Raw genomic sequence first — 24,722 nt, 5'->3', positions numbered from 1 at the left:
GAGCAACCCACATACAAAATGAACAGGGGCGCGATATTAACACAGGGTTGGCAAAGGCTTGTGCGGTGGCTGCAACAGGATGAAACGACAGGGTTTTTTGCTCATTTTTTGCACAGAAACGACGCCAGTCGATGGCAGGCATCGGCCAGTTCGACCTCATCGGTATCGATCCGGCACTCGGCCGTCAGCGGCGCCTCGTACGGACTGTCGATCCCGGTGAAGTCCTTGATCCGCCCTTCCCGCGCCGCCCGATACAAACCCTTCGGGTCGCGTCGCGCGCAGACCTCCAGCGAGGTGCTGACATGCACTTCAATAAAATCCCCTTCGGCAAACAACCGGCGCGCCGTATCCCGCTCGGCACGAAACGGTGAAATGGCGGCCACGATCACGATCAACCCGGCGTCCACCATCAACCGCGCCACTTCGGCGGTGCGCCGGATATTCTCGCGCCGGCAAGCCTCGGTCATCCCCAGATCGCGGCAAAGACCGCTGCGCAAGTTGTCGCCATCGAGCAGGAACGTATGCAGCCCGAACTGATGCAAATGCAACTCCAGGGCGTTGGCCAGCGTCGATTTGCCGGCCCCGGACAACCCGGTCAGCCACAGGCAGCGCGGTTGCTGCGACTTCTGCTCGGCCCGGGCCTGGGCGGGAAGAGCCAAGGCATAGGGGCGGATGGCCGGAGGTGGCAGGGAAACCGAAAGTGCTTCATTCATAGCCGAGCATCTCGTAGTCACGTTCATAGACTCGCCGTACCAGGCGCCGCGTGCGCTGCGTGCAAAAATCACGTGCCGGCAACGGACGCCGTTGCCGGGAAACGTTGACGTGCTGCAATTGACTCGTCAGTCCCAGGTGCTCGCACACCAGGCGAAAATCTCGCTCCAGATGCTCCTGATAGCCGACGAAGTCCAGCGCCAGGCGACCCAGCGAATCGGTAAGAAAGTCGGTTTGCGCGGCAAAGTGCAATTGTCGCGAAATGGTGTCGGCATGCAGCCAGCGCGCAACAAAATCGTTGAAGTCGCGGTAATGCCTGACCATTTGCTGCGCTGCGTGATCACGCTCGCTCAGTTCGTTGCCGCGCAGAAAGGCAAATGCCGAATAGGCACGTTCCAGCGGATCACGCACGAAAGCAAACTTGTATGCAGCGGCAAACTGCGCGGGAAACTGCTCTTCATACCAGTACAACGGCAGATGGCCGGGGCGCCAGCCGTCGAACATCGCGGCACACACACTGCTGCCAGCGCATTTGGGTACATGAATGAACAGACAGGAACGCTGCGCAAAAGCCTTGGGAAAGCTCAGGTTGGCTGACATCGACTTGTTCACCACTTGCCGGTCGACCACCGACAGGCGCCCAAGCAGAAAAGCCCGCTGCGGCTTGGGCAGCAGTTTCCACAGATAGCGTTGCAGCATGAGAGTACCCGCGCGACGGGGATAACCCCTTCGTTGGAAGTCAAAATTCGTTCAGGAACCTTAACAAGCGCGATGCCGGGTTTTATGCAGGTTTGGTCAAGAAGGGTAAAGATCCGGATACAAATGGCCGGGCGCATTGCGCGCCCGGCGTTCACAACGCGGGATCAGGCGATGTCTTCGGCCGGTGCGTCGAGGCCCATGGCGTTCAGGCGCGCGTAGTAGCCGTTCTGCGCCAGCAGTTCGTCATGAGTACCGCGCTCGACGATCCGGCCCTGATCCATGACCAGAATCAAGTCAGCCTTCTCGATAGTCGACAGCCGGTGAGCGATAACCAGCGTGGTGCGCCCCTTCATCACCTGGTCCAGCGCCGCCTGAATATGCCGCTCGGATTCGGTGTCGAGTGCCGAGGTAGCCTCGTCGAGAATCAGCAACGGCGCGTTCTTGAGCAAGGCTCGGGCGATCGCCAGACGCTGACGCTGACCGCCGGAAAGCAGCACGCCGTTCTCGCCGACCTGGGTGTCCAGGCCTTCAGGCAACTGCGCAATGAAATCCATCGCGTACGCATCACGCGCAGCTTTCTCGATGTCTTCACGCGGAGCCCCAGCGAGGTCGCCGTAGGCAATGTTGTTGGCCACGGTGTCGCTGAACAGGGTGACGTGCTGGGTGACCTGGGCGATGTGGCGGCGCAGGTTGAGCAACTTGTACTGCTCGACTTCTACACCGTCGATCAGGATTTCGCCCTTGTCGTGGTGATAGAAACGCGGAATCAGGTTGGCCAGCGTCGACTTGCCGCTGCCGGAACGCCCCACCAGCGCCACCATCTGCCCCGGTTCGGCCGAGAAGCTGATGTTGTCGAGTACCTGACGTTCGGTGCCCGGGTAGGTGAAGCTCAGGTTGCGCACCTCGAGACGACCGGTAACCGAATCGCGCTCGACCGTGCCGGTATCGACTTCCGGCTCGACATCCAGTTGCTCGAAAATGCTTTCGGCACCGGCAACGCCTTTCTGGATGGTCGAACTGACTTCGGACAACTGGCGAATCGGTTTGGGCAGCAGGCCAGCCAGGGTGATGTAGGCCACCATGTCACCCGCCGAGGCATCACCGCGCAGGAACAGCACCAGGAACATCAGCACTGCCATGGCGGTGTAGATCACCAGTTGCAGCATCGGCGTGTAAATGGCGCCGGTGCGGGTCATTCGCAGTTGTTTGTCGGTATTGCTCTGGCTGGCATTGAGGAAGCGTTTCTCTTCGTAGGCTTCGCCGCCGAAGCTGCGCACTACGCGATAGCCCTGGATGGTTTCCGACGCAACGTGGGTCACGTCGCCCATGGCCAGCTGGATCTTCTTGCTTTGCTTGCGGAATTTCTTGCTCGCGGTACGCACCATCACGGCGATCAGCGGCAGGATCGCGACCATCACCAGCGTCAGCTTCCAGTTCATGAACAGCAAGGAGGCGAACAGGAAGATCACCGTCATGCCTTCACGGATTACGACCTTGATCGCATCTGTTGCCGCCCCCGTGACCATGGTCACGTTGAAGGTGATACGCGAAATCAGATGACCGGAGTTATGCTTGTCGAAATATCGGTTCGGCAGCACCAGCAAGTTGTTGAACAGCTGCACCCGTAGATCGTGGACCAGGCCCAGAGAAACCTTGGCCAGGAAATAGTTGCCCAGATAGGACCCCAGGCCCTGCCACGCAGCGATCAGGATGATCAGCAGCGGTACGGCCTGCAAAAGCTGCAGATCGCGCAGGTAAGGCACAGTGGGAAACAGCACGGCCTCGGGATTGGACAGACCGTCGACGAAATACTTGAGAATGTAACCGAGCATCGGCTGGGTCGATGCGAAAATCAGAAAACCAACAATGCTGATCAGAAACAGACTGACATACGGCCGGACGTAGCCGAGCAGGCGGAAGTAGATTTTCAAGCTCGAAGGGCTTGCGGCGGGACTGGAGTCGGTCATATCACGCGAAAGTAGATAAAAAGGACGCTGACTTTAGCACAGCTTCTTCAGGGTTCTGGCAATCGGGCAAAGGCTGTTATTGTTAGACGTCTTTTTCAGCATCAAATTGCCATCAACGAAATGGCCGATCAACTTCAGGATTGAATCTCAGAGCATGCAACTTCGCGGTTTCAGCAGTACGTCCAGTCGAATCTTCGACTTCATCAGCCTGTGGATACTTCCCGTCGGCTACTTCCTGCTCCTGTGCGCGCTGTTCTTCCTGCCGGGTCGCAGCCTGCACCACAAACTGTTTTATGGTTTGTTCAGCATTCCGGCGTTGATTGCACTGTGCCTGCGTCCACGCGAGTTCAAGGAAATGCTGCGCGAACCGTTGATTCTCGCGTTACTTGTGTTCGTCGCCTGGGCGCTGCTCAGCCTATGCTGGGGGCCGCACGACGAGTCGGTCAGCGGAATGCTCAAGCCTCCCCTGCATACCCTGCTGCTGTTCGTCGGTTGTTATCTGCTGGTGCGCTACCGCGCGGACATTCTTTCGCCATTGCTCTTCGTTGCCGCCGTGGTTGCGCTGATTGCTACGACCTGTTTCCTCATACCCTTCGTCCATCATTACGATCCCAACGCGCGCCTGATCGGCGGCGGAGCATTCGACAACCCGCTGCTCAGCTCCCATCTATTCGGATTTTTCTGTGCCTATTGGCTCAGTATCAGCATGTCGTGCAGGCATGCCCGTCTGCTCTGGCTCAGTATGCCGGCGATGCTGATCATGTTCGCGGCGGTAATCGCGACCGGTTCCAGAACGCCGCTGGTCGCCTTGACCATGGCGGCTTGCTGGCTGGCCTTCATCTGCTGGAATCGCCGTTCGCTGGTAATGCTGGGGGCGTTAGCCACGGTCGGCATCACCGTGGCCACCCTGTTTTCGAAGATGATCACCGAGCGCGGCGACTCCTACCGTTTCGAAATCTGGCAGATCGCCCTGCAAAGAATTTCCGAGCATCCCTGGATCGGCCATGGCTATGGTGCCGATCTGGCGATTGACCCGGGAGTCGGCTACAACTTTCAGGAGCCGCACAGTTTTGTTCTGGGCGTGCTTTATTACGTCGGCATACTGGGCTTGCTGCCGTGGCTTTTCTTCCTGCTCTGGGGCTTGCTGAGCAGCTGGCGCCAGCGCGTTCAGCCGTTGTTGATCATCGCGTCCACCTGGCTGATATTCGGTATCGGCGCGGGACTGACAGAAGGCGGCGGCATCATTTCTCGGCCCAAGGAACACTGGTTCCTGCTATGGATTCCACTGGCACTGATTGCCGCCCTTATCATCAATCAGCGCGCTCGACGCTTACTGACAGTCCCGGTGCGGAAGCTGTCGACCTCCGACCTGCAGCAGCTCGGCGCCGATGCGCAGGTGATTGAAGAAGATGGCCTGGGACCGAAGGTGCTGCGTCTGAGCGATGGCAGCTTCCTCAAGCTGTTCCGTCCTCGTCGCTGGTACACCTCTGGCAACTTCAATCCTTATTCCGAACGTTTCGCCATCAACAGCGAACAATTGCGCCGCATGGGCATCCCGACCCCACAAGTGCTGAATCTGTATCGCCTCGACGACGGCAGCAGCGCGGTGCATTACGCCCCGTTGCCGGGCCATACCTTGCGCCAGGTGCTCCAGGGCATCACGGCACCGGCTGTGCGGCAGGCGCTGGTCGAGCGTTTCGGCAAATTCATGGCCCGACTGCATGAACAGGGCGTTTACTTCCGCTCGCTGCATCTTGGCAACGTGCTGGTATTGGAAGATGGAGAGTTCGGACTGATTGATCTGGCGGACCTGCGCGTCTACCCTTCGCCCCTGAGCCTCTCGCTGCGCCAACGTAATCTGCGACACATGCAACGCTACACCGTCGACAAACGCTGGCTGTTCGAAGATCACCTCGACGCGTTGCTCCAGGGATACGCCATGACGGCGTCCAAATCCGCAGTAGACAATCTGCACAAGCAAGTGCTGGCCGGCAACATTGCGGCCCGGGTTCATTGATGATCGAAACCAATCCTCTTATTGCGCCGGCCGCCTATCTGCTGGCCATCGTGACCGCTGCACTGCTGTTGCGCGCAGTCCCGAAGATAGCTCGCCACCTCCAGCACTCCGGTGAAAGCCGCTACGCGAGCATTGACGGCTTACGGGGTTATCTGGCCTTCGGCGTGTTCGTGCATCACTCGGTCATTACCTGGATATTTCTGCGTACGGGGGTGATCGACTTCCCGCCGAATCCCTTCTACTCGATGCTGGGTCAAGGCAGCGTAGCGCTGTTTTTCATGATCACCGGGTTTCTGTTCTGGGGCCGTCTGTTGGCTCAGGGTCGGTCGTTCGACTGGATGGCCTTCGGCGTCTCACGAGTGTTTCGCCTGTACCCGCTGTATTTGCCGTTGATGCTGATAGTGTTCGTCACGGTGTTCCATCTGCAGGACTGGGAGCTGAAGGTGTCCGCTTTGGAGCTGTTCAAGCAGAGCGCAGCCTGGCTGACGTTTGACCGGCCCGACGTCAATCTGTACCCGCACACCGGCATGCTGATATCCAACGTCACCTGGACACTGGCCTACGAAGTGTTTTTCTATCTGGCGCTGCCGCTGGCCGCCATGGTGTTCATCTTCCCGGGCAACTGGCGCCAGGTAGTGCTGTGCCTGATCGGGATTTATGCGCTGTATCAACTGGTTGGCTGGGAGCACTCGCTCAAGAAACACTTCCTGGTCAGTTTCCTCGGCGGGATCGCCGCCGCGTATTGGGTGCGTCGTCCGCAGTTGGTGGCCTGGAGCAAAACGCCCGTGGCCGGGGTGATCGCCCTGCTGGCATTGACCATTGCCTTCACCGCATTCAGCCGGGCATTCAAGACGCCACCGTTGTTCCTGCTATCACTGTTCTTCGTGATCGTGGCTTCGGGCAACACCCTGTTCGGCGCCCTCAAACCGCGCAGCATTCGTTGGCTGGGAGAAATCAGCTACAGCACCTACCTGCTGCATGGTTTCGTGCTCTGGCTGATGGTTCAGCGCCTGCCGCTGGCCCTGAACCTCGATGCTCGCGAGGCTTGGGTCTTCCTGCCACTGATGGCGGTGTGCACCTGTCTGCTGATTGTGATCAGCAGCGCGACGTTTCTGTACATCGAGCAGCCTGGCATGAACGCCGGCAAGAAGGTTGTGCATTGGATTCGCCAGCGTCAGCAAGGTAACAAGCGCCTGGCGGAAAAAGCCGCTCGCTGACCGCGAGCGGCCAGGGACTCAGTCCTTTTCCAGCGGCGAAAACAGCAACCGGCCCAGACCGCGCCAGGTTTTCTTGTTCCAGGCCTTGAACGGAATCTGTGCCAGCAGCTCCCGCGCCAGTTTACGATCGCGGTTGGCGGTTTTCAGGAACATCGAATTGAGTGACTTGTAGCGCACCTCATCGTACAGCGGATGATCGCTGAACAACGCATAGGTGCGCAGGATGTTTTCGATCATGAAGCGGTGGTTCTTGTACGAGTTCGTGGCGTGTTTGCGATAGCGCGCCATCACTACGTTCAGGCCGTCGATGAAGTACCCGGCGCGGGTGACTTTCAGCTCGATGTACAGATCCTCAAGACGAATCGTCGGATCGAACCCACCGACCTTGTCCAGTGCTTCACGGCGAATCATAAGCGTCGGTGCCGGCGGATACGGCTTGCGCTCCAGGAACATGTCATCGAAATCCAGACGACGGAATGGCACGTCCCGGCGCTGACGCTTTTCCGGGTAGAGGTTGCCGTCGGCGTCCATCAACTCGATGTTGCCGGCACAAATGCCGACTTCCGGTTTGCCGTCCATGTACGCGACCTGGGTGGCGATACGGTCCGGGTACATGATGTCGTCGGAGCCGAACGGTACGATCAGGCTGCCTTTGGCCCGCGCAATCGCGCCGTTGAGCGTGTTGGTCAGGCCCTGGTTCTGCTGCACCCGGAAATCGAAGCCGTGCTGTTCCTGCAAGGCCTTGATGCGCGCGACGCTGTCGTCCTTCGAGCCGTCGTCGACCACCAGCAGCTCAATGTTCTTGTAGCTCTGGTTGATAACGCTGAGGATGCTTTCCTCGATGTACGGTCCGTGGTTGTAGGACGCGATGATGACGGTGACGATGGGTTGCGCATCGCTCAGGGCGGCGACCTCACTCATGGCTGTTCCTTGCGGGCCTGCGCCAGGCCGGAGTCAATCAGGTTCAGGTATTCCTGGCGGAAGACCTCGATGTCGTGTTGTTCCTGCAAATAGCGGTAAGCCTGCTCACCCTTGGCCTTGAGCTCGTCATCCGACAGCCCGAGGTAGGTGTCCAGCGCCGCGACCAGGCTCGTCACGTCCTTGGGAGTAATCGACAGGCCGCCGGCACCTTCGATCAGCGGCAACATGGCCGGCACGTTCGAAGCGATCACCGGCAAGTGTCCGCTCATGCCTTCCAGCAGGGCCAGGCCCAGGCCTTCGGCCAGCGACGGCATGGTCCAGATATCGAACGCACGCACGTACTGCAGGGCGTTTTCCTTGAAGCCCAGTAGGTGGGCACGACCGCTCAGGCCCAATTGCTCGATCTCGGCGGCCAGCGGCGCCTGCAGGCGTCCGGCACCGATGATTGCCAGTTGGGTGTTCGGGTATTTGTCTTTCAGTTGGGCGAAAGCCTGCAACAGATAAGTGTGGCCCTTGACCGACACCAGCCGCCCCAGCGCACCGATCAGACGCACATTCGGGTCGATGCCCAGCAGCTCGCGGGCACGCTCGCGGCTGTGCTGCAAGCCTTCGGCCTGTTCGATGTCGATGGCGTTGGTGATCGCGCAGGTATTCTGGTCGGTAAAACCGCAATCGCAGTCCAGCAGGTACTGTTTGACCGCCGGCGACACGCCGACGAAACGCCAGTGCCGGTCAATCAGGCGCTGAGTCTGACGACGACGGTAGAAGCGGTCGTACTCGCCGAAACCGTGGGAAATGCCGATGCACAACGGCACTTTCAACCAGCGGTTGAGGGTCAGCATCATGTTCACCGGTTTGAAGCGGTTGCAGATCACCACGTCGAACTTTTCCCGGCGGCAGAACTTGTACAGCTGCCACATCGCCCGCAGGCGCATGCCTTTGAGGGACTTGTCGGAGAACTCGAAATACACCGAACGGTCGGCCCGGCTGACGGCTTCACCCGGCCCGGGCTTGCCGCGCAGGAATGCCGCCGTCACCTCATAACGATCCGTCGGCAGGGCCTTGACGATCTGTTCGGCGAGGTCGGCGAAATCATGGGATTTGACGTTGTAGTCGGGTTGCAGCTGCAGAACCTTTGCGCGTTGACTCATGACTCTCCCCGTTGCGAACCCGTCGCGCCTGTTTCGCTTTGCTTCAGCACCCAGAACAACTCCTGGCGCCTGACCGCTTTGCGGAAAAATTCGTTCTCGCCGTAGACCGACGGCGCCCGACCGGCCAGCAGTCGCTGAAACAGTCGGCGCAGGCGCCGCTTGAACGGCGCCGGTGGCTGCAGGTCATGCATCATGCCCAGCGCCATGGCCTTGTCCCGTTGCAGTTCGATCGGCAGCGGCAGGCACAGCGGCTGCATCGCCACGTTTGCATCGAAAGTCGGCGGCAAGGCGATGCCCTGCCCGCTGTCGCCCATCGGCCAGCGATCGTTGTCGTGCAAGTGGTTGGCGTAACCGAGCAGGGTCGGTTGGTAATCGAGACCGCGCAAGGCTTCCAGCACCGCCTCTTGGGCGCAGATATGGTCGGGATGCGGATCCAGCGTCGGATGCGGCAACACGATCACATCCGGGCGCGCACGGGACAGCACGTCACGCAGGTCGGCCAGCAGATTGTTCCAGGTCGGCGCGCCGTCGGCATCGCCAGGCAGGGCAAACGGATTCAGCTGACGAAAAATTCGCGTGTCGTTCAAATCGGCTTCCCGCGAGCCCACCGGTTGATTCGGCGTCGCTTTCATCGCAGACAATTGCAGGCAAAAATACCCGAGCTGCACGCAATGTTCCTGCGGCACACCGGCCCAGCGCGGCACGGCGAGGCTGTCCCAGGCACGCAAGCGCCCCTTGAGTCGCGATGCCTCGACCTTGTTCAGGCCCATCTGTTGATAGTGTTCGGCTTCGATCTCGCCAGCGGTCAGGGTGACGATCCAGGCCTCATCGGCCTGACTGTACAAACCGTAAGCGGCCAGTTCGGCATCATCGGCGTGCGGCGCGATCACCATCACCCGCTGACGGCGGTAGTCCGGCTGTTCCATGGCCCATAGCACCGGCTCGCCGGTCACCCGGCAGAAACGTCCGCGCAGACGCAACAGACCTTGAGACAAGGTCTGCGCCTGACCGCTGAGGTTCAGATAACGCAGGCCGTTGACGCCGCGTTCGAAGGTCTGTGCATCCGGATTCGCACTGCCCGCAAGCTCCACGCGTGGATCGAAGAAACGTCCCAGCCAGGTGCTTTTGACCCTCACGGCGAGGATCAGCGTGGCGTCGTCCACCAGCATCACACCCTCGTCGAGGCGCAATTGCTCACCGCTCAAATGCGTTTTCGGCTGCGGTGTGAACGGCGGAAAGCTGTATTGGTAATCGTCTTTCGGCGAATAGAACAAGTGGTCGGCAAACCACGCTTCGTGAGCGATCCAGCCAATCACCGCCAGCACCAGCGGCAGCCACCAGGCCACCAGCACGCCGAGGGCGATCAACACGATCAGTGCGATCAACAGGCTGACACGTTTATTGCGCCGGTGACGCTTGAGCAGTTGCTGTTTGCGGCTCATGGGCTGACTCATACGGTGAAGACCGGCACAGGATTGCACCAGCGATCCTTGTATTCACGGTCGGCACGACCGAAGGAAAAGCGCAGTGGCTTGTCGAGTGCCCGAGCGTGCTCCCAAGCACTTTGCGTATTGAGAAAACTCAGAACGCTGCCGGGGCTGAATTCACGGGTTTCGGGGTCGACACCGCCGTTGATGTACTCGACGCTGATCCACTCCGGCGCTTCGACGCGATACACCAGTTGAATGGCGATCGGCGCATCGTTGAGGAAAATTACCGAGCCGATCAACAGCTCGCGCAACAACTCAATGACTTCGGCCATGCGTGCCGCGCCAGTGGCCGGGAAACCCCAGCGACGCTGGAACAGATCGCAATAAATCGCCGCCAGTTCGGCGCTCGAGAAGTCGCTGACCGGCCGCACCACCCCGCCCGCCTCTTCCAGCAGGCGCAGTTCGCGGCGCTGGTTGTAGCGAAACTTCTTCGACAGTTCTTCCGGGGTACGGGCCATGGCCAGTTGTTCGGTCTGCAACTTGAGGCCGCTGAAGCGGTTCTCGTTGAGCGCCGACAGGTAGCGCCCGCGATGACGCAGCGGGGCCTGGGCATCGGCGGCGGCCGGCAGGATCAGTTCGGCGTTGCCGAGATCGAACAAGCCTTTCTTGCCATTTCGCTTGAGCACGTCCTTGGACAAGGCCAGGTCCCGGCCCCAGGTCGGGATCGCCGCTTTGACTTCGCCCTGCTGCTCCCAGGCCAGATAACGCACCGGAATGCCCGCCAGATTCGCCAGACGTTCGACAACGATTGGATGAGTCGCGACGCTGCCGCCAAAACGCTGCCAGGCCTGTGCATAAGTTGAGGCGTCAACGGGCGACCAGCCACGTTCGCGCCAGCCTTGAAATCGGTTGAGCATCAGCCCCTCGGTGCCAGATCGGTAACTTGCGGCAAATGCCAGAAGGTGTCGCGTACGGCGCGGTCGGAGAAGCGCTCGCGCAGGCGATCGAACATCATCTCGGCGCATTGACGGCGTTGCTGCTCGTCCATGCCGGCCAGATGCTTCAGGCCCTGGGCCAGATGCTCGGCGTCACCCAGCGGGAACAGAATGCCCACGCCTTCGACCACTTCCTTCGCCCCGCCGCACGCCGTGGCCAGCAACGGCACACCAGCGGCCATGGCCTCCAGCAGCACCATGCCGAACGGTTCGTGGTCGGAACTCAGGGCAAACACATCGAATGCACGGAAATAATTGCGCGCGTCCGGCACCTGACCGAGAAACAGCACGCGATCACCGACACCCAGTTCGCGGGCCAGCGCCTTCAGATCATCCTCAAGTCGACCCTTGCCGAGAATCACCAGCTGGCTGTTGGCCGGCAGACCGGGCAGCGCCGCGGCAAAACCGTGCAGCAGCGTGGCCTGATCCTTGTCCGGGTGCAGGCGACCGACGTTGCCGACGATGAATGCATCCGCTGCGAGACCAAGGATCTCACGGGCTTCACGAGCGGACACCTGGCTCATCTGCAACGCCGAAACATCGATGCGGTTGTAGAGGGTCTGGATACGCGTCGCCGGCCATTTCGGCAGGCAGCGGCGCATGTCGTCGCGCACCGCGTCAGACACACCGAGCAGGCTCAGACGTTTGCGGAAAATATGCGCAAACAGTTTGCGCGAGCCGCGTTTGTAATCGCCAAACGCGTGGTGCACGCCAATCACCGGCAGCGAAGTGCCGAGCAAGGCGATGTAGATCGGCTTGAAGCGATGGGCGATGCAGAAACTGAAATTGCGTGAAGCGGCGATCTTGCGCAGATCGCCGATGGCGCCCAGCTTCAGGCCACGAATGGCCTTGGAGCTGTATTCCATGAACAACACTTCGTCGGAGGCGCAGGCCGCGGCCACCTGGCTATCGGCCGCCCCGGTCAGAAAGACCGTGGTGACCCGATAACCGGTGCCCGCAAACAGGCTGGCGTACTGCCGCGCGCAGTCGAGGAACGGCCCGTCATAGCCGTGACAGAACTGCAGCACATGGCGTTCAGCCGAGCGTGTCATAAGCGTTTGCGCCTTCTTTGACCACCAGGATGTCTTCCATGATCAGGTACTGCAGATCGGAGCCGAAGAACATGTTCAGGGCGTCGGTCGGCGAGCAGATCATCGGTTCACCACGGCGGTTGAGCGAGGTGTTCAGGGACACGCCGTTGCCGGTCAGTACTTCCAGCGCCTTCATCATGTCGTAGTAGCGCGGATTGTATTCGCGCTTGAGCACCTGGGCTCGGGACGTGCCGTCTTCGTGGACGACTTCCGGCACGCGGGTCTTCCACTCTTCCGCCACTTCGAAGGTGAAGGTCATGAACGGCGCCGGGTGATCGATCTTGATCATCTGTGGTGCAACGGTGTCGAGCATCGACGGGCAGAAAGGCCTCCAGCGCTCGCGGAACTTGATCTGGTGGTTGATGCGGTCAGCCACGCCAGCCACGCTCGGGCAGCCGATGATCGAACGACCACCCAGCGCACGCGGACCGAACTCCATGCGGCCCTGGAACCAGGCCACCGGGTTGCCATCGACCATGATTTTGGCGATCTGCTCCGGCATGTTGTCGAGCTTGCGCCAGGTCGGCTTGTTCTCGTGACGGGCGCACGCAGCGATCACGTCTTCGTTGCTGTACGACGGGCCGAGGTAGACGTGTTCCATCTTCTCGACCGGCACGCCACGGGCGTTGGACACATAGGCCGCTGCACCGACTGCGGTACCGGCATCGCCGGATGCAGGCTGCACGAACAGCTCTTTGACGTCGTCGCGGGCGATGATTTTCTGGTTGAGCTTGACGTTCAACGCACAGCCACCGGCGTAGGCCAGTTTGCCGGTTTCCTTGAGCACGTCGCCCAGGTAGTAGTCGATCATCTGCAGCGCAATTTTTTCAAACAGCGCTTGAATGCTGGCCGCGTAGTGGATGTACGGCTCGTCGGCGATATCGCCTTCGCGCTTAGGACCCAGCCACTCGATCAGCTTCGGCGAGAAGTAGTAACCCTTGCCCTTCTCTTTATAACGACGCAGGCCGATCACGTTGGCGTAGTCGGTGTTGATCACCAGTTCGCCGTTTTCGAAGGAAGCCAGGCGCGAGAAATCGTATTTGCTGGCGTCGCCGTACGGCGCCATGCCCATGACCTTGAACTCGCCGTCCAGCATGTCGAAACCGAGGAACTCGGTGATCGCGCCGTACAGGCCGCCGAGGGAGTCCGGATCGAAGAACTCCTTGATCTTGTGGATCTTGCCGTTTTCGCCGTAGCCGAAGAAGGTCGTGGCGTACTCACCCTTGCCGTCGATGCCGAGGATCGCGGTTTTCTCTTTGAAACCCGAGCAGTGGTAAGCACTGGAAGCGTGGGCCAGGTGGTGCTCGACCGGCTCGATCTTGATTTTCTTCGGATCGAAGCCCAGTTGCTCCAGGCACCAGACGATCTTGTTGCGATAGCGCTTGTAGCGACGGTTGCCCATCAGGATCGCGTCGAGTGCGCGGTCCGGGGCGTACCAGTAGCGCTTGGCGTACTGCCAGCGGGCCTTGCCGAAAATGCTGATCGGGGCGAACGGAATCGCCACCACGTCAACGTCGGACGGCTTGATGCCAGCCTGCTCCAGGCAGAACTTCGCCGATTCGTAGGGCATGCGGTTCTTTGCATGTTTATCGCGTACGAAGCGCTCTTCCTCAGCCGCCGCGACCAGCTTGCCGTCGATGTACAAGGCTGCTGAAGGATCATGGCTAAGGGCGCCGGACAGGCCAAGAATCGTCAATGCCACAGGGGTCTAGCCTCTTTAGTCTGCATTCAGGCGCGATGCGCCTTGAAAAATGATGTGCCCTCGCACCGGGCGAGAGACAGCTAAAGGGCGGGATTATAGCTTAAAAGCGCCGACAAACCTCTAGCGGAACTGGCCGGCCAACGCGTTGACGCATCAGAAGCTTCAACTTAGACTCCCCTGCAAATGGACTGGGAGATCCCGGTCGGCGTTGATGCCTCGGTGAGATCACCGGGGCTTTTCGTTTTCTGGAAGCCGCAAAAGTTTTAAAAGCCTCACCCACGACTGGGCCGCCAATAAACACTGATATTCCCGTCCACCGCCTGACGATAGATCGTATAAGGCAGGCAAGCGGTGTCGAATACTCCGGAAAGAGTCATGTCGAGCAGGACGACTGGCACCAGAATGCCGGTGGGGTCGGGCGGCGCGTGCAGCAGGCAGAAGTCGTGGGCCAGGCCACTGTAGATACGCGGAATGGATTGGCAGTAGGTCTTCTGTTTGCGCAGGCCGCGCGTGGCGTCTTCGTCGTCCTGCAACACCGTGACCGCGGTGCCGCAGCCAGATAGAGCCAGTGAAAATGCGCCGATGGTAATAGCCGTTTTGATGGTCATGGTTTGCCCTCCGGGAACGTCGGGGCAAACTAGCATCGGGGCTTTATGCGGGGCAGTTCACGGGTTCCGGGAAAGCCGTAGGACAAATCACAAGGATTTGTCGCCACCTGCCTTACCCGAATTTTATTGCGGAAACTTCTTACCGACTTGCGAAAGAAATCACGCAGCGCCCAATGCATCCTTCGGCAAACGCTGATCAATCACCCGATACAACGCACTGTTCTCAGGCCAGTTGCGCATGAACCGCGCGCGATCCCGAGCATAGGCCGGAGCAAAGCTGCCCGCCGAGCCGTGCTGGCACATCGAATCCAGATCGATCAGCGCCCAGCGATCCTCATGCCAGAACAGGTTGTGGCCCTTGAAGTCGCCATGACTGATGCGTTCGGCAATCAACCGCGCAAACAACTGATCCAGCGCCTGCAACTCGGCTTCCGGCGCCTCGCCGCTTTCAACATACGGCGAAAAACGCTCGATGATGTCCGGCCCGGCCAGATACTCGGTGATCAGGTACGCTTTGCTGCGCAGCCAGAAAAACCGCGTTTCCAGCACCGCCAGCGGTTTGGGCGTGGCGATACCAAGGAATGCCAGACGATTGCCTTCACGCCACGAATGCCAGGCACGGCTCGGGCGCCAGAAGCGCTTGAGCCAATGGGCAAAATTCTTGATGTTGTAACGTTTGATCACCAGCGGACGCCCAGCGACTTCGACCTTGCCGACGCTGGCCGCGCCGCCGGTCTTGTACAGGTGGCCCTGATCAAGCAAAGCATCGGCCTGCTCCAGCACCGGCAGCATCGCGGGCTCTTCTTCGCGACGGATCGACCGCAGACCGAAAGCCCCACGCCGCACGCTGAACAACGTGCATTCACGACCGACCTTGATCAGGAAGTCCTTCAAGCGCCAGGCGCGCACCTTGTCGATCTGCTTCTGCAATGCCTCCAGCGGCAGCGCATGCTCGCTGTTGCTCAGCAGGTAATACACCAGCAACTCTTCGGTGAAGGGCTCGAGCGACTTGGGCAACTGGGCGAAAAACACCCCGAGGTTTTCCAGCACTTTCTGCCGGGACAATGGCTGACCGACGTTTTCCGCGCAGATGCCGGCGCCATCGATCAGATACAACTGACCGCCGTGACGCAGCAGGTTGTCCAGGTGCAGGTCTTCCTGCCACAGGCCTTTGCCGTGCAATTGGCCAATGGCGCCGAGGGCCTCGGCCAGTACCGACGATTGCTCGTCGGCCAACACCGGCAAGGATTCGACCTTGCTCCAGGCATCGCCCAGGCTTTCAGCGCCTTCAAGGAACTCGAACAACAACCAGCCGCCCTCGCCGTCCTTCAGGCCATCGGCCAGCAGTAACGGAGTGGTCATGCCCTGGGCGGCGAGCAGTTTCACGCCTTCCAGTTCACGCTGAAAATGCCGTGCAGCCTTGCTGCCGACCAGCAACTTGGCCAGCACCGGGCGACCGCGCCACACACCGGCACCGACGTAGCGCTGCCCTGGCAACACCCGCAACAGGCTGAGCAATTGCAGATCGGCCGGCCCCGCCGCATCGGCCAGCGAAACCGTCAGCGGCAGATTCGGCGTACGTCCGGCGTTTTTCAGGTCGGACAGTTGCATCAGCGCGTCTCCTTGCGACTGCGCCGCGCGGTCAGCCGGGTGACCCAGCTGTCGACCAGCGAGCTGTCGACCGACTGATCGAGATACGCCGCCAGCAACTCGCGCAACTGGGCATCAGTCCACTCCGGAGCACGACGCAGCAGCGGCTCCAGGTCCTTGACCCGATCCCGCTGACCGAACAGCAGAGGGCGAGTCTTTTCCAGATCGATCAGTTGCGCCTGATAACCGGCGCCTTCGGCCCGCAGGAAAATATGCTTCGGATAGAAGCAGCCATGCACCTGACGCACGCCGTGCAGGAGCCGCGCCAGTTGACCGCAGGCCTTGAGAATCGCCGATTGCTGCGTAACTTCGAGGCTCGACCAGCGCTGCAGCAGCGAATCCAGATCATCCCAACCATCGAGGGCGCGGGTCAGCAGGATCGCGCGCACTTCGCCGTTGACCTTGCGCTGACCGAAAAACGCCGCCTGCAATGCCGGAATACCGAGCTGGTTGTAACGGCTGATATTGCGAAATTCCCGGGCAAACGTCGGCTCGCCGAACGGCGCATGCAAGGTACGGGTCAGGTAATTGCTCTGGCGCTTGAGGTAATAGCCGTGGCCTTCGAGTTCGAGGCGGAACACACTGCTCCAGCCGCCACCGTCGGTGTTCGGCTCATCCACCGCTTCGAGCTGCTTGGCCCACAGCGCGTTGAACGTGCCGAGACCGTGGTGCTCCAGCAGCGCACGGTCTTCAGCGGCGAGAAAATCAGTCATTCGCGTCCCTCGAAAAATCTCACCACGTGACGAATCCGTTTCTTGTCGGCGGCATTGAGCCGGTCACGCTGGCGGTATTGCAGGTAGAAGCGCAATCGCTGGGTGTTCGACAGGTGATATTTGGCAACCTTGTCAAGACAGGCCAGATCCTTGGTAATCCGGTACTTGAGCCAGAAACCGCGCCAGAAATCGCCGTTCGGGCAGTCGATGAGAAACAGCTGCGCCTGATCGTCGATCAGCAGGTTGCGCCATTTCAGATCGTTATGGGTAAAGCGATGATCGTGCATCGTCCGGGTATAGACGGCCAGTTGCCGGCTGATGCCGTCGACCCAGCTGTGATTGCGCAGCTTGGGATCGTTGCGTTCGGCCAGTGCCGAGAGGTCCTCGGTACGTGGCAGCTCGCGGGTAATCATCGCCCCGCGATCGTAGGCCATGCCGTTGCGCTCCAGGCCCCAGGCCACCACTTCGGCGGTCGGGATGCCCCACTTGGCGAAACGCTTGAGGTTCTGCCACTCCATCTTCACCCGCGGCTTGCCGATGTAGCGGCGCAAGCCCTTGCCGGCGCCGGAGTAGCGTTTGACGTAATAGTTGACGCCGTTGCGCTGCACACGGATGACTTCGGACAGCGGATCGCGGGTCAGGCGCTCGCCTTCCAGCGCGAATACCGCTTCAAGACTGCCAAAATCCGCTGCGAGGTCGCTGTAGCCGGGTTCAAGATTCCAACCCGCCATCAGAGCGCATCCCCGTATCGCTGCTTGCGCTCATAAAGCTTGTTGGCCTTGCCTTCGAGCCAGCTCAGCAACGACGCCTCCTCAGCCAGGATCTGGCGCAGCGGTTGCTGGAAGTAACCTTTGAGAAAGCGCAGTTTGTCGCGACGGGTCAGGCCGATGTCCAGCGCGGAAAAATACAGCGCCGCCAGATCCTTGTTGCGCCAGCGCTGAGAAATCGCCGGGCGGGTCTGGGCACGGTGCAGGTCGATCACCGAGAGTTTGAAATCTTCCGGGGTCACCGGTTTGTCGGTGTGCAGCAGGAAGTGGCAGATGTAGCAGTCGCGGTGGTTGACCCCCGCGCGGTGCATCATGCCCGTCATACGTGCGACTTCGGCGATCAGCGCGCGTTTGAGTTTCGGCTGCGGCGGTTGCTTGACCCAGTCGATGCTGAAGTCTTCGAGACTGATGGTCGGTGCCAGCTCTTCGGTGACGATGAACGAATGCTGATCCGCCGGGTTGCTGCCCTTCTCGCCGTACGCGACGGCGGTCATGGTCGGCACACCGACTTCCTGCAAGCGCTGGATAGCCTTCCATTCCTGACCCGCACCGAGCACCGGAAGCTTGGCGGTCAGCAGGTTCTTGAAAATCTCACCCCAGCCGATGCCACGGTGGATCTTGACGAAAAATCCGTTGCCGTCGACTTCCGTGCGCAAAGTCCTGCGGGCTTCCAGCTCGCGGTACACCTCGCCCTGCAAGCCCTCGACCTCCGCGAACGCATCGCGGCCAGCCCAGAGGCTCTTGAACGGTTCAGCCAGCATCAACTTCATTTAAGCGTGCTCCGCCAGAATCACATCGGCCGCGTGCTGCGGCATGCTGTAGAGGTCGGCCGTCTCGGCGAAAGCCAGACCGTTGCGGCTCCAGGCCGCCCGTGCAGCGTCGTCGTTCAACATGTCGGTCAGGTACTGCGTCAATTGCGCCTGATCGAACGGTTCGTCCAGCACGCGCCCGGCATCGGCCTCGGCAATGTAATGGGCGTAGCCGCAGACCGCGCTGACCAGCACCGGCAATCCTGCGACCAGTGCTTCAAGCAGCACCGTACCGGTGTTTTCGTTGTACGCCGGGTGGATCAACAGATCGGCGCCGAGCAAAAAGCGCGGGATATCACTGCGCCCCTTGAGGAACGTTACGTTGTCGCCCAGGCCCAGCGTCGCACTCTGCATCTGGAACAATTTGGGGTCATCCTGGCCGATTACAAACAGCCGGGTGCGTTTCTTCAGCTCGGCGGGTAACGCGGCCAGCGCTTTCAGGCTGCGATCGACGCCCTTGGTCTTGAACCCGGAACCGATCTGCACCAGCAGCAGCTCGTCGTCCTTCAGGTTGAATTCGGCGCGGAAGCCGGCGCGAATCTCGTCGGCATCCGCCGGACGGCGACGGTCCTGGGCGATGCCCGGCGGCAGCAGGTGGAAGCGTTCCAGCGGCGTGTCGTAATGCTTGATGAACAGCGGCTGCTGCACTTCGGAAATCATCAGCACTTCGGTCTTCGCGTCTTTGGCGAACACCGCGCGCTCGTACTCGGCGAAGTGGCGGTAGCGGCCCCAGCGGCGATACAGGGAATTGCGCAGGTTCTGCGCCTTGTCTTCGAAGCAGCCGTCGGCGGCGTAGTAGACGTCCAGCCCCGGCATCTTGTTGAAACCGATCAGGCGGTCCACAGGGCGCTTGGCCAGGTCCGCTTCCATCCACGCGCTGAGCTTTTCATTGCGCCGGTGATTGAAGAACGCCTTGACCGGCGCCACCAGCACTTCGAAACCGGGCGGCACGTCGCCTTCCCAGATCAGGGTGTAGACGCGGATCTGGTGTCCGCGCTTCTGGCATTCGAGGGCGATGCGCATGAAATCGCGCTGCAAGCCGCCGAACGGGAAATATTTGTACAGGACAAAAGCCAATTGCATCAGCGCAGCTCCTCAGCCATCAACAACGTGCTCAGTCGGCTGGCAACACGCTCGGGATTCAGACGCGTGAAGCACAGGGGCCACTCGCGTTTCAGGTCAAACTGACGGGCATCCTGCGCGGTCGGTTGATACGTACATTTCTTTTGCAGGCACGGCGCGCACGGGAAATCGCTGCCGAGGTGAATCTGCAGCTTGCCGTAGGCGCCGGTCAGGCCCGGATTGGTCGGGCCGAACAGGGAAATCGTCGGCACATCCAGTGCCGCAGCGAGATGGCCGAGACCGGTGTCCACCGCAACGCACGCCTGGGCGCCGGCCAGCACCTTACCGACTCCGGCCAGGTTCAGTTTCGGCAGCACTTCGGCATGCTTGAAGCCGGCAGCGATGCGCTCGGCCCGGGCCTTCTCCAGCGGGTTGCCCCACGGCAGCCTGATCCCGACACCGAGGTAGCCGACCCGCTCGGTCAGCTCACGCCAATAGCTTTCCGGCCAGTGTTTGGTGTCCCAAGTGGTGCCGTGGAGGAAGACTACGTAAGCATTCTTGCGCGGCAGTTCGACCAGACGCTCGACGTTGAGGCCGTAATCACCGAGGCCTTTGGGCAAGTCGTAACCCAAGGCGATAGCGAACAATTGGCGTACGCGCTCAACGGCGTGCTGACCACGGGCCACCGCCAGTTTGCGATCATAAAAACGCGCGGCGATCGGCTCACGGGCCGAGCCCTTGTCGAGACCGGCCACCGGGGCTTTGACGTAACGAGTCAGCCAGGCGCTTTTCAGCAGGCCTTGCGCGTCGATTACCAGGTCATACTTGTTCGCCCGAACGGATTGTTTGAAGCGTTTCCACTCGCCGCTGGTGATGGTTTTCCAGAGATTCTTGCGCCAGCGACGGATCGCCACCGGAATCACCTTGCCCACGGCCGGGTGCCAGGTCGGGATTTCGGCAAAGCCTTCTTCCACCACCCAGTCGAATTTGATCCCGGGAATCGCCCGGGCCGCGTCGGTCAGCGCCGGCAACGCATGAATCACGTCGCCCAGCGATGAGGTCTTGATCAGCAATACCCGCAAGTTAATGAACCTCGACCACGGAGCCCTGCAAACGCTGCAAGGCATCGTTGACCGCGTCCGGCATCAGCTGGCGCAGGCAGTTGTAATGGCCGAAACGGCAGGTGCGGTCGAAGCACGGGCTGCAATCGAGGCCCAGACGGACGATTTCCACATGTTCGGCCAACGGCGGGGTGAAACCCGGCGAAGTCGAACCGTAGACCGCCACCAACGGACGGTTCAGCGCCGCCGCGACGTGCATCAGACCGGAATCGTTGGAGACTACAGAATCTGCGCAGGACATCAGGTCGATGGCTTCGGCCAGCGAAGTACCGCCACTGAGGTTCACGGACTCTTCGCGCAGGCCCGGTATCAACCGCGCACGGATATCTTCGCCGACCGCGTGATCGTTCTTCGAGCCGAACAGCCAGACCTGCCAGCCTTCGCGAATCCGCGCTTCGGCGACCTTGGCGTAATGCTCGGACGGCCAGCGTTTGGCTTCACCGAACTCGGCACCGGGGCACAACACCAGTACCGGGCGATCGAGGGTCAGGCCGAACTTGGCCAATGCGGCCTCGCGGGTGACCGGGTCGATCTGCAGGCTCGGGCGCGGATAGGGTTTCGGCAGCTCGGCGTTCGGCTCATAGGCCAAAGCCATGAAGCGCTCGATCATCAGCGGATAACGCTCTTTGTCCAGCGTGCGCACGTCATTGAGCAGGCCATAACGGAATTCGCCACGCCAGCCGGTGCGTTTCGGGATGCCGGCGAAGAACGGCACCAGCGCCGACTTCAGCGAGTTCGGCAGCAGGATCGCCTGGTCATACTGGCCGGCCAGGGATTTGCCGATCCGCCGGCGGGTCGCCAGCTCCAGCGCGCCGTGGCCGAGCGGGAAGCTCAAAGCCTTGCGCACTTCGGGCATGCGCTCAAGGATCGGCCGGCTCCACTCGGGGGCCAGCACGTCGATTTCGCACTGCGGGTGGCGTTGCTTGAGACACTGAAAGAGTGTCTGCGCCATCACCATGTCACCGACCCAACTGGGCCCAACAATCAGAATATTCATGTGGTTTCCATAAACGAACCGGGGAGGCCTTACGCCTCCCCGTCTCGAGAATCAGCTTAGCCCCAGCTCTCGCCAGATCCGCATCACCTGCCGCCGTTCGTCCGCGAACTGGTCGCCCGGTATCACTCCGGCGTCCTTCTGCAAGGCCTGCCGGTGGGCGGCGGAACGATAGGCCTTGTAGGCCTCGCGCAACAGGCTGGCGTCTTCAACGGGCATCAGCCCTTCGTGTTCCAGCTCTTCCAGAATGCGGATATTGTCCGTCCAGCGCAGCAGCGGCGGGTGGCTTTGCGACCACGCCAGGGCTGCGTATTGCACCATAAATTCAATATCGACGATACCTCCGGCGTCCTGCTTGAGGTCGAACGGCGCCGTGGCGTCGAAGGCATTCGCCCCGGTACCGGCAGCGGTGCTCTTGCTGCCGAGGTTATCGCGCATCTTGGCGCGCATCTCGCTCACTTCCTGTTGCAGCTTCGCCAAATCCCGCGCCTTGCCCAGCACCTGAGCCCGTACTTTCTCGAACGCCTGGCCGACATCCTGACTGCCCACCAGCACACGCGCCCGCACCAGAGCCTGATGCTCCCACGTCCAGGCTTCATTTTCTTGATAGCGGGCAAATGCCCCCAACGAACTGACCAACAGCCCCGACGCACCGGACGGTCGCAGGCGCATGTCCACTTCGTACAACTGACCGGAGTTGGTCTGCGCCGTCAGCAAGTGGATGATCCGCTGGCCGAGTCGGGTGAAGAACTGTGTGCCATCGATGGGCTTCGGCCCATCGGTTTCGGCCTGCTGGTCGCCATCGTGGATGAACACCAGATCCAGATCCGAACCATGCCCCAACTCGATCCCGCCGACTTTCCCATAACCGACAATGATGAAGCCGGGATCGCACAGCGTGCCATCGGTACGCAGCGGCGTGCCGTACTTGGCCACGGTCTGGCGCCAGGCCAGGGCCAGCACTTGCTCCAGAATCGCCTCGGCCAGCCAGGTCAGGTAATCGCTGACTTTCATCAACGGCAGACTGCCGGCGATTTCCGAGGCGGCGACGCGCAAGCGGTGCGCCAGTTTGAAATGACGCAGGGCTTCCATCTGTTGTTCGAGGTCGTCTTCCGGAATCCGGGTCAGGCGCTCGCGCAATTCGGCGGCCAACTCCGGCGCCAGCGGCGGCTTGAACAGGCGACCTTCGTTGAGCAATTCATCAAGCAGCAATGGGAAACGGGTGATCTGCTCGGCGACCCATGGGCTGGCGGCGCACAGGGTCAGCAAGCGACGCAGCGCGCCGGGGTTTTCCGTCAGCAACACTAAATAAGCCGAACGCCGGGCCACCGCCTCGACCAGTGGCAGGACCCGCTCAAGCACCAGATCCGGGTTGTCATGCTCCACCGCCTGGGCGAGCAGGCGCGGAATAAAGGCGTCGAGGCGTTCGCGCCCCAGACGCTGCATCGCCCGCAGCTGCGGACTGCTGCGCAGACCGGCCAGCGCCTTCAAGGCTTTGGCGGCATCGGCGAAACCGCCCTCTTCCAACTGACGGCAAGCAGCTTCTTCGTCCTGCGCCTCTTCCCACAGTGGCAGCCATTCGCCGCCGACCACCACTTCGCAATCGGCGCCCTCTTCTTCATCAGGGTCAGCGATCACTTGCGCAAAGTGCCAGGCCACCCGGCCACGCCAGAACATCAGTTTTTCATGGAAGGCATCCCAGTCGGCGAAACCGAGCATGAAGGCGATGCGCGCCTGATCCTGTGCAGTGTCCGGCAGCATCTGGGTCTGGCGGTCAGCAATCGCCTGGATCGCGTGTTCGGTGTAGCGCAGGAATTCGTAACCTTCACGCAACTCGCTGATCACTGCCGGCGGCAGGTAACCCTGCCCTTCCAGCGTGCCCAGCACCTTTAATAGAGGGCGCTGTTGCAGGCTCAGATCGCGACCGCCGTGGATCAGCTGAAAGGCCTGGGCGATGAACTCGACTTCACGAATGCCACCGGAGCCCAGCTTGATGTTGTCGGCCATGCCTTTGCGCCGGACTTCCTGCTGGATCAGCTGTTTCATGGTGCGCAGCGCTTCAATCGCCGAGAAGTCCAGATAGCGCCGGTAAACGAACGGCCGCAGCATGTCGAGCAACTGCGCGCCCGCCACCTGATCACCGGCGACGACCCGCGCCTTGATCATCGCGTAGCGTTCCCAGTCGCGGCCCTGATCCTGGTAATACTGCTCCAGCGCATTGAAGCTCAGCACCAGCGCGCCGGACGATCCGTACGGGCGCAGGCGCATGTCGACGCGGAACACGAAGCCGTCGACGGTCATCGGGTCGAGAGCCTTGATCAGGCGCTGACCGAGGCGGATGAAGAATTCCTGGTTATCCAGCGCGCGTTTCACGCCGACGGTTTCGCCACCCTCGGGGTAGGCGAAGATCAGGTCGATGTCCGAAGACAGGTTCAGCTCGACCGCGCCGAGCTTGCCCATGCCGAGGATGACCATTTGCTGCGGTTCGCCGCTGCGCCGGCCGGTGGGCGTGCCGAATTGCTGGCAATGGCGGCTGTACAGCCATTGATAGGCCTGGTCGATGCTGGCGTCGGCCATATCGGAAAGGTCGCGGCAGGTCTGCACCAGATCGGCCTGGCGGGTCAGGTCGCGCCAGATGATCCGCACCTGATGCCGGGCGCGTTGACGACGCAGGACACGGCCCAGCTCGTCTTCTGTTTGTGCAACGCTCACCGCAGCGGCGATCTGCCCGCACAATTCGCCGGGGGCAAACGGCCGGTCGAGTTCGCCGGACTGCACCAGCGACAGCAACATCAAAGGGTCACGAACACTCTGTTCAATCACAAAATCGCTGGCGCCAGTGACGCGGGCGAACTGCGCCCAGCGCTCCGGGGTCCAGGTGGAGAAGCCGTGATCGTCTTCAAGCTGAGCGACGGCCGTACGGAACGACTGCTCTGATCGGCTGACCAACGGCAGGAGAACGGCGGGCAGTTCGGCAAGCGCGGGCAGGGTCATGGTCTATCCTTGATCGGCGTGTAAATGGCCGCATGTAGTGATGATTGAAAAACCGCTACGCGAAGGACTGTCGAACAAAAGTGAGAAATAGCTGAAATTTCTT

Annotated in this window: 20 protein-coding genes; 2 read left to right on the top strand and 18 right to left on the bottom strand. The window is 60.9% G+C overall.

The annotated features are described in order from the left end of the window. Positions 1-101: 101 nt before the first annotated feature. From cysC to msbA, 3 genes are all read right to left on the bottom strand, one after another. Positions 102-713, bottom strand: a complete 612-nt coding sequence (cysC, locus tag CAF87_RS19300; protein ID WP_085732632.1) for an adenylyl-sulfate kinase — start codon at positions 711-713, stop codon at positions 102-104. Next, the gene (locus tag CAF87_RS19295; protein WP_085732631.1) at positions 706-1,410 is read right to left on the bottom strand and encodes a sulfotransferase family 2 domain-containing protein; all 705 of its coding nucleotides are present in this window, start codon (positions 1,408-1,410) and stop codon (positions 706-708) included. The genes cysC and CAF87_RS19295 overlap by 8 nt, the downstream gene beginning before the upstream one ends. Positions 1,411-1,574: 164 nt before the next feature. Beyond that, positions 1,575-3,377 (bottom strand): lipid A export permease/ATP-binding protein MsbA, encoded by a 1,803-nt coding sequence (gene msbA / locus CAF87_RS19290; protein ID WP_085732630.1) that lies wholly within the window; start codon positions 3,375-3,377, stop codon positions 1,575-1,577. Between the two features lie 154 nt (positions 3,378-3,531). On the opposite strand from msbA, the gene CAF87_RS19285 reads away from it, so the two are divergent. Further along, entirely contained in the window at positions 3,532-5,394 is a 1,863-nt protein-coding gene (locus tag CAF87_RS19285) for a bifunctional O-antigen ligase/aminoglycoside phosphotransferase family protein (RefSeq protein ID WP_085732629.1), read from the top strand. Then, positions 5,394-6,611 carry an acyltransferase gene (locus CAF87_RS19280; protein ID WP_085732628.1) on the top strand — a complete coding sequence of 406 codons (1,218 nt, stop codon included), beginning with the start codon at positions 5,394-5,396 and terminating at the stop codon, positions 6,609-6,611. The genes CAF87_RS19285 and CAF87_RS19280 overlap by 1 nt, the downstream gene beginning before the upstream one ends. An 18-nt stretch (positions 6,612-6,629) precedes the next feature. Here CAF87_RS19280 and CAF87_RS19275 read toward each other — a convergent pair whose 3' ends face one another. From CAF87_RS19275 to glnE, 15 genes are all read right to left on the bottom strand, one after another. Then, positions 6,630-7,514: a glycosyltransferase gene (locus CAF87_RS19275; RefSeq protein WP_085732793.1), complete on the bottom strand. Its 885-nt coding sequence runs from the start codon at positions 7,512-7,514 to the stop codon at positions 6,630-6,632. Between the two features lie 14 nt (positions 7,515-7,528). Continuing rightward, positions 7,529-8,683, bottom strand: coding sequence for a glycosyltransferase family 4 protein (locus tag CAF87_RS19270; protein ID WP_085732627.1), 1,155 nt, complete (start codon positions 8,681-8,683; stop codon positions 7,529-7,531). After that, entirely contained in the window at positions 8,680-10,125 is a 1,446-nt protein-coding gene (locus CAF87_RS19265) for a PIG-L deacetylase family protein (protein WP_085732792.1), read from the bottom strand. The genes CAF87_RS19270 and CAF87_RS19265 overlap by 4 nt, the downstream gene beginning before the upstream one ends. A gap of 8 nt (positions 10,126-10,133) precedes the next feature. Then, positions 10,134-11,030 (bottom strand): antimicrobial resistance protein Mig-14, encoded by an 897-nt coding sequence (locus CAF87_RS19260; RefSeq protein ID WP_085732626.1) that lies wholly within the window; start codon positions 11,028-11,030, stop codon positions 10,134-10,136. Next, positions 11,030-12,160, bottom strand: coding sequence for a glycosyltransferase (locus CAF87_RS19255; RefSeq protein WP_085732625.1), 1,131 nt, complete (start codon positions 12,158-12,160; stop codon positions 11,030-11,032). The genes CAF87_RS19260 and CAF87_RS19255 overlap by 1 nt, the downstream gene beginning before the upstream one ends. Beyond that, positions 12,144-13,901: a carbamoyltransferase gene (locus tag CAF87_RS19250; protein ID WP_007952261.1), complete on the bottom strand. Its 1,758-nt coding sequence runs from the start codon at positions 13,899-13,901 to the stop codon at positions 12,144-12,146. Before CAF87_RS19250 ends, CAF87_RS19255 begins: the two co-directional genes overlap by 17 nt. Before the next feature lie 272 nt (positions 13,902-14,173). Beyond that, positions 14,174-14,509, bottom strand: coding sequence for a YceK/YidQ family lipoprotein (locus tag CAF87_RS19245; RefSeq protein ID WP_085732624.1), 336 nt, complete (start codon positions 14,507-14,509; stop codon positions 14,174-14,176). 159 nt (positions 14,510-14,668) lie between these two features. Further along, on the bottom strand, positions 14,669-16,120 hold the full coding sequence (locus CAF87_RS19240; RefSeq protein ID WP_085732623.1) for a lipopolysaccharide kinase InaA family protein: 1,452 nt from the start codon (positions 16,118-16,120) through the stop codon (positions 14,669-14,671). Beyond that, on the bottom strand, positions 16,120-16,872 hold the full coding sequence (locus CAF87_RS19235) for a lipopolysaccharide kinase InaA family protein (RefSeq protein ID WP_085732622.1): 753 nt from the start codon (positions 16,870-16,872) through the stop codon (positions 16,120-16,122). Before CAF87_RS19235 ends, CAF87_RS19240 begins: the two co-directional genes overlap by 1 nt. Next, on the bottom strand, positions 16,869-17,603 hold the full coding sequence (locus tag CAF87_RS19230; protein ID WP_085732621.1) for a lipopolysaccharide kinase InaA family protein: 735 nt from the start codon (positions 17,601-17,603) through the stop codon (positions 16,869-16,871). The genes CAF87_RS19235 and CAF87_RS19230 overlap by 4 nt, the downstream gene beginning before the upstream one ends. After that, complete coding sequence (gene rfaP, locus CAF87_RS19225; RefSeq protein ID WP_085732620.1) at positions 17,603-18,409, bottom strand: lipopolysaccharide core heptose(I) kinase RfaP; 807 nt, start codon at positions 18,407-18,409, stop codon at positions 17,603-17,605. The genes CAF87_RS19230 and rfaP overlap by 1 nt, the downstream gene beginning before the upstream one ends. Beyond that, positions 18,410-19,531 carry a glycosyltransferase family 4 protein gene (locus tag CAF87_RS19220; protein WP_007952285.1) on the bottom strand — a complete coding sequence of 374 codons (1,122 nt, stop codon included), beginning with the start codon at positions 19,529-19,531 and terminating at the stop codon, positions 18,410-18,412. Next, complete coding sequence (gene waaC, locus CAF87_RS19215) at positions 19,531-20,592, bottom strand: lipopolysaccharide heptosyltransferase I (protein WP_085732619.1); 1,062 nt, start codon at positions 20,590-20,592, stop codon at positions 19,531-19,533. Before waaC ends, CAF87_RS19220 begins: the two co-directional genes overlap by 1 nt. 1 nt (position 20,593) lies before the next feature. After that, positions 20,594-21,628: a lipopolysaccharide heptosyltransferase II gene (waaF, locus tag CAF87_RS19210; protein ID WP_039766536.1), complete on the bottom strand. Its 1,035-nt coding sequence runs from the start codon at positions 21,626-21,628 to the stop codon at positions 20,594-20,596. A gap of 51 nt (positions 21,629-21,679) precedes the next feature. Then, entirely contained in the window at positions 21,680-24,619 is a 2,940-nt protein-coding gene (glnE, locus tag CAF87_RS19205) for a bifunctional [glutamate--ammonia ligase]-adenylyl-L-tyrosine phosphorylase/[glutamate--ammonia-ligase] adenylyltransferase (RefSeq protein WP_085732618.1), read from the bottom strand. Between the last annotated feature and the right edge of the window lie 103 nt (positions 24,620-24,722).

It is taken from the genome of Pseudomonas sp. R38(2017) (genome assembly GCF_002112395.1).
Taxonomy (GTDB): domain Bacteria; phylum Pseudomonadota; class Gammaproteobacteria; order Pseudomonadales; family Pseudomonadaceae; genus Aquipseudomonas.
Note: the sequence above shows the minus strand (reverse complement) of the source record. Positions and strands in the feature narration are given on the sequence as shown.